We start from the raw sequence: 14112 nt of genomic DNA, 5'->3' as shown, positions 1-14112 counted from the left end.
TAAAATTTTTTACACAACTCAAATAATACTATAATAGTAAAATACGTGTTATAGAATTAACACAGCTTATACATAGGAAGGTGGTAAGAAAGTTTGACCGACTTTGTTCTTGTTTATTTAATTTTGATTATTGGCGCTTGTCTACAAAGTGTTATTGGCTTTGGTTTAGGCATGTTATGTGTTCCTGTGCTCTATTGGCTAATGCCAGAGCTAGTGCCTGGACCTATGATTTTGAATGCGCTGTTTTTAACCTCAGTGTTAATGATTAAACACCGCGGTGCGATAGACATGAAACAAACGGGTATATCCATCATAGGTGGTGCAGTGGGGGTTATCTTTGCAGCTGTGGTGATGTGGTATGTCAATGCCAAGCAATATCAGCTATTGCTTGGGGTGAGTATTTTGGTGGTGGTGGCTTTGTCTATCATAGGTATGAAACCGAAAATCTCTACCATCACTAGCTTGCTTGCGTCAATGTCATCGGGCTTTTTAGGCACCACGACCTCTGCTGGTGGGGCACCGATGGGACTACTTTATCAAGCTGAAGATAAAGACAAAATTAAAGCGAACCTGAGTGCCTTTTTCGTATTCATAAACCTGTTTGGCATTATTGTACTTATGCTGACAGGCTCTGCCGACATCAGCGATGTGAAGCTGTTTTTCTTATGTTTGCCTGCAATTTTAACCGGTTGGGGTCTATCTTTTGTGATTAATAATAACCTTAATGAAAAGGCCATTCGCGGCATTATCTTGCTGGTGGCTGGTTTATCTGGTCTAGCACTTATTTTCATACACAGATAGAATAAGAATAGTTCCGCTGTTCGTGTAATGAAGCCTATGCTCGATGACACCATTAAAATAATCATTTCTAGCCAGTGCCAATTGGGCGAAGGTGCCTACTTTGCAAAAGCGCATAACTGCTTATTTTGGGTCGATATTTTAGGGCAACGCTTATTTCGTTTAGATTGCCAATCGATGCGAGTTAGCCAGTTTACCATGCCAGAACCTATTTGTTGGGTAATGGAAACCGAGCAAGGCGGTCTGGTGGCAGGCTTTGCGAGAGGCATCTATAAACTTAACAGTGAAAACTTTAGCCGTGAATTACTTTTTTTAATTGACCACGAACCCTCACAAAACCGTTTAAACGATGGTAAAACGTCTCGCCAAGGCTTTGGCTTTTTTGGCTCAATGGACTCTCAAGAGCAAAGCAATAGTGGCAAGTTATATCGTTTTGGTCATGGCCAGGCTCCGACAGTCGTTGATCATGACTACACTATTAGTAATGGCCCTGCGGTAAGTAAAAATGGTCAGTTTCTATATTCTACAGACTCAGATAAACAAACAATCTACCGCTTTACTCTGAGTGAACAAGGTGAGCTTGCTGATAAAAAAGAGTTTATTCGCTTTACTGAGAATATGGGTTTTCCAGATGGCATGACCGTGGATAGCGAGGAGCATTTGTGGGTTGCCGCGTGGAATGGCTATGGCGTTTATCGTTTTGCACCAACGGGTGAGCAGGTGCAGTTTATTCGCTTGCCCGCACCACGTGTTACCAGTGTCGCCTTTGTTGGCGAAGAGCTCACACATTTAGCTGTGACCACTGCGACAGTTGGCCTTGAAGACTCTGTACTCGCTGATTACCCGCACAGTGGTGGCGTATTTATACTTGAGCCTGGCGTTAAAGGGATTGCTGAAACGCCCTTAAAGCTATAGGTTTTCCATTACTTGATAACGCAATTCGCCAAGAAATGCCCGCGCTGCTGGGCCCAATTTGTCACCATCTTTAAAGAGCAAATGTAACTTAGCGCTGCGGCTACTGTTATGGGTTAAATTAAGTGCTTTCATTTGCCCCGTGGCAAGTTGCTTTTCGATCGCTATTTTTGGTAACCATGCAAAGCCAAGGCCATTACTAATCATATCAATCGAAGTGCGCATATGAGTAACCGTCCAGCGCTGATCGGCACCTAACCAGCCACCATCTTGTTTGTGTTTATTGGCTGAATCGCGAACAACAATTTGTCGGTGTGACTTTAAATCTTCAAGTGTGATTACGCGGTCTATCCCATGCAAAGGATGATCAGGGTGCGCCACGGCAATAAATTCGATATCGCATAACTCTTCGTGAAAGTTTGCTGCGATTGGAAAGCCAGTAATGGCAATATCAACCTGATCATTTTCGAGCAATTCATTACCCCCCATCAGCACAGACTCATGGAGTTCAATGCGCAGTTGTGGGTATTGTGAAGAGGTGTCGTTAAGCACTTTATAAAGCAACTGCTGTGGAAAAATAGCATCCACAGCAATGCGTAACTTGCTTTCGATGCCTTCACCTAAAGTTTGGCCTATGGCTTCAACTTTTGCGGCTTCATCAAGTAAGTAATTAGCGCGGCGCAGCATCATTTCACCAGCTTCAGTGAGCACGGTTTTGCGGCCTTGAATGCTGAATAATTTTACATTGAGTGTCGATTCAATCTTGCCAACCGCATTATGAATACTCGATTGGCTTTTATGAATACCTTGCGAGGCCTGGTTAAAGCCACCAAATTCAACAACAGCACGAAACATGCGCCACTGTTCTAGCGTAATTCTTAGCATGAGGTTCCTTTGCTAGAGCGGTTGCCTAAAATAGTATCTATAAAGTGTAAAAAGTTTACTTTTCGTTGTTTAACGCCTAATTAAACACCACGTTAGCTTGAAGCGTCTAGTGCGCTTAATAAACTGATTGGCATCATCTTAGCTGTCATTGACTGAGCTGGCGACTAATTTGAATTATTATTAGAAAGACAGTAGCTGCGAGCGCGCAGTTGCCTACAGTCTTTCTAGAAAATAGCATTAGGCCAATTAAGGCCTAATTGAGTGGATTATTCAGGGGCAACTTCAAGCGTTGTAAATAATGCATAGCGCACACTATCGATGTCTGCTTCTGTTGGCTTTTGATCAACAGATGCTTCAATCAGATACATATCTGCGTGGGCGAATGTCACCGTAAAGAAGCCTTTTTTATCGGTTGTTACTTTAACTTCGTCACGCTCATTACGGTAGCGCGCACTACCACGCACAATTGCAAGCTCAACGTCAGCAGCTGGTTTGCCATCCATTAATAATTGGAACTTAGCTTCTTCACCAGCAAATAGATCGTTTGGGTGAGTCGGGCCTGAAATTTCTAAACCTTGCCCAAGCAATGTTGGCTTAGAAGTACCATTACGGCTTACAAAAGTATCAACCGTTGCGATAGATTTTACAGTGCGTACATCGGTTGCGCCTGCTGGTAGGTCTGCTTCTTTTTTACCTGCGAACACACGACCACGATTGCCATCTTTGTCTTTGTAGAAAGTCATTAGCATTGGCTTTTGCTGCATAGCAATATGGTAAGTACCATCTTGAGATAAACTTACTGCCGCTGAGTTTTTGCGTTTTAAGTAGTATGCACGAATCGTTTCTTCAACCGGTTTACCATTTGGAGCAAGGGCAATTAATAAATTGTCGTCATACTCTGCGCCTTTTTCTTTCGGGCGGTATGCTTTATCAGGGCTAAACAACTCATTCGAAATACTGGCATCGATCATCACATAGTGAGTTTTCTCACCTGATAAAGAAGTGTGAGATGGCATTAACCAACGGGCGTGTGCTTGTGCATAGCCAGAGGCAAGTGCAGTGAAGGTTACTGCGCCGATCAGCGCCGTTTTTAATAATTTTAATTTCATTGTTTGTCCTTAATTACTGGTAATGGTAACAAAGCTAGTCGCGAACTCTTTTTCGCCTTTAATTGTGACTTTGCCGTCTTTCGTTAAGTCGATTTCAACGCGGGTGTAATCTCGGCCACCTTCTTCACGCACAACTTCGACATTAAGCAGGTAGCTACCAGGTTTAACTGGGTTGCCCTTTAAATCTTTACCTTGCCATTCAATGGTGTAAGTACCTGGGCGTTTTGTTGCACCCGTCACACCATCAAAGTTGTCGTTGCTACGACCTGCTTTTCGCCACCATTGACGTAAATCTTTAAACCATTCAGCTTTTTCGACCCAAAGTGCAATAGTGGTAACGTGTTTACGTTCAGGTGTTTCTAGCCATAGCGCCACGTAAGGGCGATGATATGGGGAAACATCTAGCTCAGGTAAGGTAAATTCAACGGTTAGGTTGGGATCTTTTGCAAAGCTCAGTGGGCTGAATAAACAGCCAATTAGTAGAGCAACGAGTAAGTGGGCTTGTTTCATTAAGATACTCCTTTAAGTTGAGGCACCCAAACTAGATAAATAACCAAAGGCGTGGCAACACCAAGAAGCGTTAACCACAGGCCTGCGGCACGTTTTTTACGGTTTTGAAAGAGAATAATTAATCCGGTGATAGCAAACAGAATCATCAAAACAGCTGAGATATCAATCACCCAGCTCCATGCTTCGCCGGTATGGCGGCCTTTGTGTAAGTCGCCAATCAGACTCATAAAGCCACCGATTTGATAATCAATATTAAGCTCACCGGTTTGAAAATCGATTTCGGCGTAGGCAAAGCCGGCCGGAAGCGGGTAGTCGAGCATCACCAACGCATCTTCTTTTTCCCATTCAATGCTTTTTACATTGCTGAGTGAAAACTCCTGCTGCATGTAACCTTCAATCTCGGGATAGAGGCTCGGTAAGGTATCGAGATTTGCTTGTGCTTTTTCAAAGAGTTCAGCAGAGATTAGTCGTTGGCTTTGCCCGTTTTGCTTGTCGTTTTCTAACCAATCAACATGATTAAGGATGATACCGCTAACACAAAAAAGAATGAGCAAAAAGAACAGTGCAGTTGAAAGGTATATATGCAAAGCACGACTTACGCTATAAAACGTGCGCTTATTAATAGAAAACATAAAACAGGCTATTCGTTAAATATATGGGCATGATAATGATTTGTATTTACTATAACAAGTAGGTTTACGTTCTTTACATTTGTGTTTTAGAAGTGAATCGCTAAGTAAGCTATTATGGCGAGTTGTGATGAAATCAAGCAAGCAAGTAGTGTCAAGCGGACTTGCGAAGAAATGGTTATTCGAAGAAGTGGTAATTTATTCGGGGCTGATGGACGGTTTATTAGATAACCCAATACGCCTATTTCAATAACGGCAACTAAATACATAACCCAAACCGGCGCTGCGCTTTGTAATAAAAATATATAACCTAGTGCCATACCAAAAGCAGCTAAAAACTTAGCACGGGTTGGTACTATTTTGTGCTCTTGCCAGTGTCTAAGTGACTCTCCGTATCGGGGGTGATTTAGGAGCCAAGCAGAAAGTTTGGGCGAAGAACGTGTAAAGCAAGCTAAAGCTAAAATAAAGAAAATTGTTGTCGGCATGACAGGCAAAGCAATACCTATGATACCAAGCGCTACCATTAATAGACCAACCGCTTGATAGCAGCTGTTTTTAGATGCAGTTAATACAGCTCTTACATTCATAAATAGAGTTAAGCCAGAACAGTTCAAAAAAGCAAATGCTTGTTAATCACCTTTTTACCTTACTTTTTAACTTTAGCCTAGCTTAGATTTTTTAGCGAATTGTGTCTCTATCCAACAGGATACTTAGTAAAAACCCAGTTAAAAAACTGGGCTTTAATATTTCATTTACTACCAGTGGTTACTAGAAGTAATAACCGATGTTGATATTGAAGCGAGTTTCAGTCTCGTCGCTGTCACCAGCAACTGAGCCGCCTACAAATGGCTGATTTTTCGCTTGAACAAAATCAAAGTAGGTGAACAAGCCACCTGCTGCAACAGATACCCCAGTTACATTCATCCAAGTATCGGCACTATTGTCTGACTTGTCATAAATAATGCCGTAGTCATTGTAAAACTGTAAGTCTGTAACAGGACCCCACTCGACAGGGAGGCTGTAGGCAATGTTGGCATTAGTCATGGTTGCTTCAGCTGCGATACTATCGTAAAAAGCATAGGCTCCTACCGCCATACGATTTACATTATCAATATCGTAATTATATTCACCATGTTGCAGTTGGAAGTTCCACGGGCCGATAGTACTATTTAAATGCACTGCCCAAGCATAGTAGTCACCGGCACGGTCTTCACCATCGTGTAGGCCACCAGACAGGGCTGATACACCTAGCTCTGTTTTGCCACCCTCATGCTCAAAGTGATAGCCGTAACGACCAGAGAAAGTGTTGTATTCACCAATGGCATTGCTTGGCTCGGCATAAATACCTTCGTCTGCTGAACGGAAACCAACTACATCGTATGAGTAGCGATCGCTACGGTCATCAACATAACCGTCGACACCACCTAGCTCATCATTTTTGAAAAAGCCAAGATCAATCTGCCAGTTATCGGCAATTTTTCGTTTGAATAGCACACCTAAATCGTGATCATCTTCCAGACCCACATAATAGGTTGTGCCAAAGAAGTAGTTGTGTGAATTATATGGCCAGTTACCAAAAGGAACTTTGGTAATACCTGCCTGCACTTGCCAGTCTTCGGCAAAGTCGTAGGCTGCATAGGCATATTTAACTGCTGTCATGTAGTCAAAGAAACGAATTTCAGCATTTAGTTGCACATCACCGACATCCCCTGAAAAATTCAGTCTGAAGATATCGAAGTCGAAGTCACCGCCACGGTTTTTGTTACCGTCATCATACGAGGTATAGCTGTAGTTTGTTCGCACAGCGCCACCAACATGAATACCAGATTCTTTTTTGTCTGATACGGTTTCAACAGCAGCAGTTTGCTCCTCAAGTTGCTTTTGTTGCCTTGCAACCTGTGCATCAATTTGTGCTTGTTTATCGGCTTGTTGCTGCGATTTTTCCTCGGCAGCATCCAGCTTGCTCTGTAGTTGCTGCATTTGCTCTTTAAGTAATTGCAGCTGTTTTTGAAGATCATCTATTTCAGATGCCTGACTAAGACTTGAAGTAGTGCCCAAGGCGATTGCGAGGGCTAACTTTGAAAGTTTAAGCATGATTTTCGCTAGTGTTGGAATGGGTACTATTAGCATAGTTGATATTCACACTTAACCCAAGGGGAGCCATAAAAAATTAATATTAATCAACCAGTTTTGCAGTTGATTATTGTGATTCGAGAGATTTTGTTATGGCGCCAACTTCTAATAGCGGTGAAGCATCAAGCTGATCAGCATCCATCATTGCTGCAATACGCTGCATTGATGAGAGCAATAAGCTTTGCTCCCACTCTTCAAGGGCTGAAAATTTTTCTATGAAATGCTCTTGTAATGGCTGAGGAGCCTGCTCTAAAAGTGCTTTGCCTTTTTCTGTTAAATACAAGCTGACGCGACGCTTATCCATTTGACTGCGCACACGGGTGATAAGCTCTCTATTTTCAATTCGATCAAGAATATTGGTCACAGTTGCTGGACTTAAGTTGACGTTTTGAGCAATACGACTTGCTGTGATGCCGTCTGTTTGTGCCACTTCGTTCATGATAAGTAATTGCGGGCCTGTTAACCCAGACGTTTTGTTGAGCTGCTTAGAGTGCAGATCGATTGCTCTGATTACTTTACGTAATGACACAAGTAGTTCGTCATACTTTTGCATGTTTTTGTCTCTTTAAAGGCGGCCTAGAACGACCGAAGCCGCGAAATATTACACATCAAATAAATTGAGTTCAAATAATTTGTGGCTATGTTTACTATAAATAACCTAATTTTCAGAGGAAATTTTTATTTGAGTAGTAATTAAATCTCGCTTGGTGTATCACATAATAATGTAGATGTTCTTTATAATTAAATAGCGCTTTTCGTCTGCACACGCACAAAGTAGTAAACAATTTCATCAAATAACTAAATATTATTTACTAACTACTATGGCTTTGGGTATGGTGGGGTTATTTAACGATTTCTTTTCTTTCATTTAATGGGACGAATTATGAAGCTATCGCCATCAGTTACGATTGAGCAAAGTGAGACTGGCCTTGAGTTTATTAAAGTAGCCAGTGAGTTTTGTGATGCCACTATCTTTTTGCAAGGTGCGCAAATTACAGAGTTTACACCGACAGGTAAAAAGCCATTACTGTGGGTTTCTCAGCAGGAAGATTATCAAGAAGGTAAGGGCGTTCGTGGTGGTATTCCAATTTGTTGGCCGTGGTTTGGTGTGAGCCAACATGAAGGCTGGCCTGCTCATGGTGTTGCTCGTACGGGACTTTGGCGTGCTGAACAGGTGAAAGAAGAGGAAAACTCGATCTACATCAGCCTGTCATTGCCAATGAATCAAATTGATGAAAAGTATTGGCCACACAAAACTAAATTATTGGTGGAATTTATTTTATCAACGAGTTTAGAAGTGCGTTTAACAACAACTAACCTTGATAATGAAACACTTAATTTTACACAGGCATTACATACTTATTTCCCAACGCCTGCGATTGAAGAAACTAAAGTTGATGGTTTACAGGGCTCTAAATATATAGAATTCGGTGAAGGTCCATTTGAGCAACATGATTTGGTTTCATTTGCTCGTGAAACCGACATGGTTTATACCCAAGCACAAGATACACAACGTATCATTACGCCAGATGGGATCATTGAAGTAAGCCGAGAAAATTCGCGGTCATGTGTGTTATGGAACCCGTGGATTGATAAATCAAAAAGGCTATCTAATTTTGCCGATGATGAATATCACGTGATGTTGTGTTTAGAAGCCGCCAATGTACTTGAAGACAGCGTTGAGTTAGCGCCGGGTGACAAGCATACACTTGTCACTTCTCTTCGCTGGGTATAAAAAGTACCGAGTATGAGTAAGGCCAGTTAAGACTGGCCTGAACAAGGAACGATCGTGTTTAGTAATCAACAAATAGAAACCCTTCCACAGCATCAGCGCATACAATTTCAATCACTTGCAGATAATGCGATTTGGCATGTGCAAATTAATTGGTTAATTTTTTATCTTCCCTTGATGGCGGTGATTATCGCTGTTCGTTATTTTAATACGAATATTGCAAGTTCAATCGCACCGCATTGGCTCCTTGTTCTGCCCGTTATTGTATTGCTATCTTTGTTGTATAACGTGTATAGCGTTCGCGCTAAAGGCATTGCCGTTCGTGAACATGACATTGCTTTTAAGCGAGGGTTGATTTGGCAGCACGTTACCTTGCTACCCATTGCTCGGATACAGCACACAGAGATCCATCGCGGGCCGATAGAGCGTAAACTCGGGCTTGCAACGTTGCGGTTATACAGCGCTGGTGGCATGAGTGCAGATTTGCATATCAGTGGCCTCACAGATAAGTATTGCAATGATATCAGGCAATTCATTCAAAACTATGGCTGTGATGAGCGTGTAAAATCTGATGAGTCAATTGATGAATAACAACGAATGGCAAAGGGTGTCACGTTGGGCGCTCGTTTATTTTATTGTGCATTTTGCGATAAGGTTTTTTAAAGGTGGTTTGCTTAATCTACTCCCTGTTTTAGTTGTGTTTGTTACTCAGGTAGAGCAAAAGTGGTTTTGGGCTCAAATAGCAACAAGTGTTGCTGTCGTTGGCTTGTTTGTGTATGCCTTTGCATATTTTATAAATTTCAAATACCGCATAAGCAGTGAACAAGAAATATTACTTAATAAAGGGGTCTTTAAGAAAGAGCGTTTGACTTTAAAATTTGCCAGAGTGCAAAACGTTAATATCGCAGAGCCGTTTTATTTTCAGCCTTTAAATTTAGTTAACTGTATTTTTGATGCCGCAGGGAGTAATGCACAAGAAGTTGTTATTCCAGGTGTTAAACTCAACCATGCCGAACAAGTGCGTGAACAAGTTATGGCCTTTAAGGCACAGTTACAACAGGAAAGTTCAGACGAGCAGGTTATACCCGACGAGGCCGTTTCATCGTCGCAAACATTAAGTATTAGCAATGCTGAAATCGCTAAATTTGGCTTAATATCAAATATGGCGATTCTTGCCTTAGCGGCGCTTGCTCCGTTTATTAATGCTATTTTTGAGTTTCTCGAAACGGCTTTTATTGACCGCTTAGAAGCGGTCTTTAATGAGCAAGCAGTGTTCATTGGTAGTGCCGCGACGATGGCTATAATGGTCGCTGTTTTACTGATGATATTAGTTGCCGTGTTGTTATCAGTGGTGATGGCATTAGTTCGCTTTTTTAACTTTCAGTTATACCTTCAGGACGAAAAGTTTAAACGTATTGCAGGGTTATTCGAACGCCAGCAACTTTCGGTGAGCTTAGAGAAAATACAAAGTGTGCATATTAAGCAAAATGTTATTGCTCGTCTGCTAAAACGCTACACAGTTGTTTGCCCACAGGTGAGCAGTGGGGGGGCAGGCGTTGCTAGTGCTCACAAAAATAAGCAAACTTTGGTTATGCCTGTTCTTACTGCATCGCAGGTAAGGCAAGTGTGTAGTTGGTTGTTTCCTTGGTTTATTGATCTAAAAGAGCTCAACTTCATAAAGCCTGAGCGAGCATTACTTTACAAAAACACCGTTTTGTATGCGCTACTGCCCACCTGCGTGGCTGTTGTATTTCTTCATTCTATGTTTGATTTGCTCGTTGTTCTTTGGGGTCTATTGCTTTTACCAGCTTTAGTATCGATGGTGTATCTTAGCTATCAGAAAACAGGAATTGCCTTGTATCACCATGAAAATCGATATTTTGCTGTTTTCAAAACCGGCATGCTAGGTAGTCAATATCGTGTTTTTGAAGTATATAAAGCGCAAAGTGCTACCACTACGAGTACTTATTTAATGCGCAGATCCGAGCTTAAAAGCTTGTATATACAACTGGCTTCTGGTTCCGTCACAATGCCTTACCTTAAGTGTAATCAGGCTAATCAGTTTGTGGACTTTGTGTTACACGAAATAGAAGCAACACAACGCAGTTGGTTTTAAATGAAAATAATTCTCAATATCATTGACCTGTTTGTGTTTTTGAGTATACTTTCTCAAAGCTACAGAAGGAGGTACGCGATGATATATTTTCTGCCTATTTTAGCCATTACAGGTATTGTCGGCTTACTTTGCTATGCGCGTAATAAGAGGGAGTGTAAAGGTCTTTGCGTAAGCTGTGCAGTGACTTGTATTGCTTTGCTTGTAACAGGTGCAATGGCTCTCGCGGGTCTTGGTGCACTTAGAAGCAGTATTATGTTTGCAGCGACAATATTTATTGTTTACCAATTATTAGGCTTGGTTCGCCCGATTAAAATTGAATAGTTTTTTACATTTTTTAACTACCCACTTGCCAAAAAGCCACGCATACTAATCCTGAAATAACACAGTCAGGGATTAAGATGATAAAAGCATTGTTGATTGGTACTTTACTTGTTGCTGGGCAAGCGTTTAGTCAAGAAGTATGGCAAACAATTCATACTGAGCATTTCAATGTCCATTTTAGTACAGAAAATCAGCAATGGGCTCAATCAGCGGCAACCGAGCTGGAAATTGTTCGCAATAAGGTGTTAAAACAACAAAACCGCGCGTTGGATGAAGTGATTGATGTTGTTGTTTTTGATCCATTTAACGCATCTAATGGCTTTGCTTTACCGGTTACAATCAAGCCTTTAATGGCTTTATTTACGACACCTCCACAATCAGATTCGATGATTGCCAATACAGATAGCTGGCAGCAATTACTCATTTTGCATGAGTACATTCATTTGGTTCATTTGGCTCAGCCTACACGCAGCTTGCCTCGACAAGCAATTAGAAATATTTGGGATCTCTACGATTTATCACAAAGCGATATGCCCCGCTGGGTCGCAGAGGGTTATGCAACGCTATTAGAATCAAAAATGACGGGGCGTGGCCGTTTATACGATAATCTTTCCGAAGCCATACTGGTTGAATTTGCACAGCAAGGCGCACTGCCAAGCTATGGCCAATTAAATCGTACTGAAGACAGTTATATGGCCGGATCAATGGCGTATTTAATGGGCGCTCGTTTTCTCGCTTGGTTAGAAGATAACTATTCTCCAAAGACCCTTGATGCTGTGTGGACACGTATGCAAGCGGTTAAATCGCGCGATTTTAATGACGCTTTTAGCGGTGTATTTGGCGACTCACCTGAGCGGCTTTATCGTCGCTTTATTGCTGAATATACTTATAGAGCAATGGCTAAAGAGGTGAGTGAGCAAACACTTACAAGTGAGCTTTGGTTAGAGCTTGATTTATATGCATCAAACCCCGTTTTAAGTTTAGATAATAGTAAACTCGCTATTGTAGAGCGAAACAAAGATGATGAAACGCGGCTAGTTATTTATAGCACAGCCGATAATCAACAAGCAGCAGATGATTTTGCAAAGCAGCAACAACAGCTGCTTGATAACGATCCTGTTGATATTGCCGATAAAGCACCGAGTGTGTTTAAACGTAAACAAAAGCACGTGCTTCATCAAATCAATAAGCAGGGTATAAAGAATCCGCAGTGGCTAGACGAAAATACACTGTTTTTTAGCGCTACAACAACCGTTGGTAAAGGCTCAATTCAGGGTATCTCGGACTTATATCGCTATGATATTGAAACTGGTGAGATAAGTGCATTAACCCATCATGCGGGGCTGCGTCGCTTTACAATTAGCGATAACGGACAAACTGTTTACGCCGAGCAAACTAGGCATGGTTTCTCGGAGTTGGTGCATTTTGATCTCAATACGGGTGTCTCTACGCCTTTATTTGAGAAGAGCCTAGAAACGGTTTATGACTATCCATTACTAAGTCCTAATAAAACTAAGCTTGCATATTTAAAAGTGGCACTGAATGCAAATTGGCAGTTGTATATACAAGATCTAAACTCCCAGCAATCAATAGCTGTGCCTATGCCTGTGGGCTATCAGTATGTGTCACAACCTAATTGGCAAGCAGATGGCAAAGGGCTTTATTTTGTCGCTGGTAAGAATGCCGCTCTCGATTTATATCATTTTGATCTTAATAGCAACTCACTACGTCAATTAACACAAGGGCAAGAAGCCGTCGCACACCCAATGGCAATGAATAACGGTGAACTTTTGTATTTATCGATCACTGCTGAGGGGCCGAATATCAAGCATTTTGCAGAGCAACCACAAGGATCAGAGGTTACTAAATTTGCTAAAAGCGCAGCGCCACCACGAGGGCAGTTAACGAGCGAAGTATTACCTGAGGCGAAGATTTACCAGCAAAGTCCAACCCAGCCAGCCAATTATGATGTATGGCAACAAAAACCAACCTTTTCGTTAGCATCTCAATATTATTCGGCTTCATCTTCTCTTCTTACCCTTGGGGTAAAAAGTAGTGATTTCTTGAAGCAGCTCGATTTACAAGCAGGCTATAGTGTTGATTTACATGATAAAGCACTAGAGGGAGTGTTCGCGGCAGCTAAATACTCAGCGTTTGATTTAAAATTTAAAGCGCTGTTATTTGATTACGACCTTGAATCAGCAAAACAGTACCATTCACAAACGCCGCTAAATATTAGTAACACAGGTGCACATGTTGCCATGAGTTACCCTATGCAGTTTCAGCAGTTAAATATCACACCGACATTAAGTTACAACTACAGTAACCATGCCCAAGGTGACGATCAATGGCTAAAGCTAGGACTTAAGCAACAATGGCAACATGATAGACAGCGTTATGGTGTTAGTCAGTCATTGAGAGCTGAATGGTTATCCGGTGATGCTGACTCATATAATTGGCAGGGCTATAACTTTGCGACCGTACTAAGCGGTTATGCCTTTGATATTCCGGTTTATGTTAATTTTGCTCAGCAATATCGTGATGACAGTACCTTTGCGCTTGGCGGTTATGAGTCAAACCTAATTAATAAAGACACGCAAAGTGGCTTTGTTAGTGCACCTGAATTGCCATTTTTTAGCCAGCTTAGTAACCGTTATAAAGGTTATGGCGGGGGCATTAGTTACAAAGATTCATTACCTTGGCTTTACTACCAACAGCATCAAGTTGATAACCGAGTCTATGCGCAAAGCTACGGTCTCAAGTGGCGAGGAGACTTTAGCTTTGGTCTGGGACCTGCGGGTTTAAATGATGTAAATATTGACTTTGGCGTCGCCCGAGTAGAAAGCGACGACTTTGAAAATGATTTACGCGCTTGGCTAAGCTTTTACTACTCGTTGTAATACTAACAAGATGCGCAGTTAAATACTGCTTGTCCATACGCTAAATATCTCAAGTCTTATTTTATTC

Annotated in this window: 13 protein-coding genes and 1 pseudogene; 7 read left to right on the top strand and 7 right to left on the bottom strand. The window is 41.7% G+C overall.

Features of this window, described 5'->3' with window-relative positions; genetic code table 11:
• Window positions 1-93: 93 nt before the first annotated feature.
• Both L3Q70_RS16305 and L3Q70_RS16300 read left to right on the top strand, forming a co-directional pair.
• On the top strand, window positions 94-801 hold the full coding sequence (locus L3Q70_RS16305) for a sulfite exporter TauE/SafE family protein (protein ID WP_062567475.1): 708 nt from the start codon (window positions 94-96) through the stop codon (window positions 799-801).
• Window positions 802-837: 36 nt separating this feature from the next.
• Window positions 838-1713: an SMP-30/gluconolactonase/LRE family protein gene (locus L3Q70_RS16300; protein WP_237114612.1), complete on the top strand. Its 876-nt coding sequence runs from the start codon at window positions 838-840 to the stop codon at window positions 1711-1713.
• On the opposite strand, the gene L3Q70_RS16295 is transcribed toward L3Q70_RS16300, so the two are convergent.
• The 7 genes and pseudogenes from L3Q70_RS16295 to L3Q70_RS16265 form a co-directional block, all read right to left on the bottom strand.
• On the bottom strand, window positions 1708-2595 hold the full coding sequence (locus tag L3Q70_RS16295; protein ID WP_062567476.1) for a LysR family transcriptional regulator: 888 nt from the start codon (window positions 2593-2595) through the stop codon (window positions 1708-1710). The genes L3Q70_RS16300 and L3Q70_RS16295 overlap by 6 nt on opposite strands.
• 266 nt (window positions 2596-2861) lie before the next feature.
• Complete coding sequence (locus L3Q70_RS16290) at window positions 2862-3704, bottom strand: DUF4198 domain-containing protein (protein ID WP_237114611.1); 843 nt, start codon at window positions 3702-3704, stop codon at window positions 2862-2864.
• A 9-nt stretch (window positions 3705-3713) separates the two neighbouring features.
• Complete coding sequence (locus tag L3Q70_RS16285) at window positions 3714-4214, bottom strand: DUF2271 domain-containing protein (RefSeq protein ID WP_054552294.1); 501 nt, start codon at window positions 4212-4214, stop codon at window positions 3714-3716.
• Entirely contained in the window at window positions 4214-4846 is a 633-nt protein-coding gene (locus L3Q70_RS16280) for a PepSY-associated TM helix domain-containing protein (RefSeq protein WP_237114610.1), read from the bottom strand. Before L3Q70_RS16280 ends, L3Q70_RS16285 begins: the two co-directional genes overlap by 1 nt.
• Before the next feature lie 194 nt (window positions 4847-5040).
• Window positions 5041-5430, bottom strand: a pseudogene (locus tag L3Q70_RS16275) (YbaN family protein); the annotation flags it as partial.
• Between the two features lie 181 nt (window positions 5431-5611).
• Window positions 5612-6937 (bottom strand): porin, encoded by a 1326-nt coding sequence (locus L3Q70_RS16270; protein WP_237114609.1) that lies wholly within the window; start codon window positions 6935-6937, stop codon window positions 5612-5614.
• 106 nt (window positions 6938-7043) lie between these two features.
• Entirely contained in the window at window positions 7044-7529 is a 486-nt protein-coding gene (locus tag L3Q70_RS16265) for a MarR family transcriptional regulator (protein ID WP_062567481.1), read from the bottom strand.
• 330 nt (window positions 7530-7859) lie between these two features.
• Between L3Q70_RS16265 and L3Q70_RS16260 the strand changes: the two genes are divergently transcribed.
• The 5 genes from L3Q70_RS16260 to L3Q70_RS16240 all read left to right on the top strand — a co-directional run bounded on the left by L3Q70_RS16260 (window position 7860) and on the right by L3Q70_RS16240 (window position 14045).
• Entirely contained in the window at window positions 7860-8711 is an 852-nt protein-coding gene (locus L3Q70_RS16260) for a D-hexose-6-phosphate mutarotase (protein WP_237114608.1), read from the top strand.
• A 54-nt stretch (window positions 8712-8765) separates the two neighbouring features.
• Window positions 8766-9299, top strand: coding sequence for a PH domain-containing protein (locus L3Q70_RS16255; RefSeq protein WP_193988013.1), 534 nt, complete (start codon window positions 8766-8768; stop codon window positions 9297-9299).
• Window positions 9292-10824, top strand: a complete 1533-nt coding sequence (locus L3Q70_RS16250; protein WP_157066157.1) for a PH domain-containing protein — start codon at window positions 9292-9294, stop codon at window positions 10822-10824. Before L3Q70_RS16255 ends, L3Q70_RS16250 begins: the two co-directional genes overlap by 8 nt.
• A gap of 78 nt (window positions 10825-10902) precedes the next feature.
• Window positions 10903-11145, top strand: coding sequence for a hypothetical protein (locus L3Q70_RS16245; RefSeq protein ID WP_062567485.1), 243 nt, complete (start codon window positions 10903-10905; stop codon window positions 11143-11145).
• A 77-nt stretch (window positions 11146-11222) separates the two neighbouring features.
• Complete coding sequence (locus L3Q70_RS16240) at window positions 11223-14045, top strand: hypothetical protein (RefSeq protein WP_237114607.1); 2823 nt, start codon at window positions 11223-11225, stop codon at window positions 14043-14045.
• The last annotated feature ends 67 nt before the right edge of the window (window positions 14046-14112 follow it).

It is taken from the genome of Pseudoalteromonas sp. CF6-2, assembly GCF_021729425.1.
Taxonomy (GTDB): domain Bacteria; phylum Pseudomonadota; class Gammaproteobacteria; order Enterobacterales; family Alteromonadaceae; genus Pseudoalteromonas; species Pseudoalteromonas arabiensis.
The sequence above is the reverse complement of the archived record's forward strand: the minus strand, read 5'-3'. Positions and strand labels throughout refer to the sequence as shown.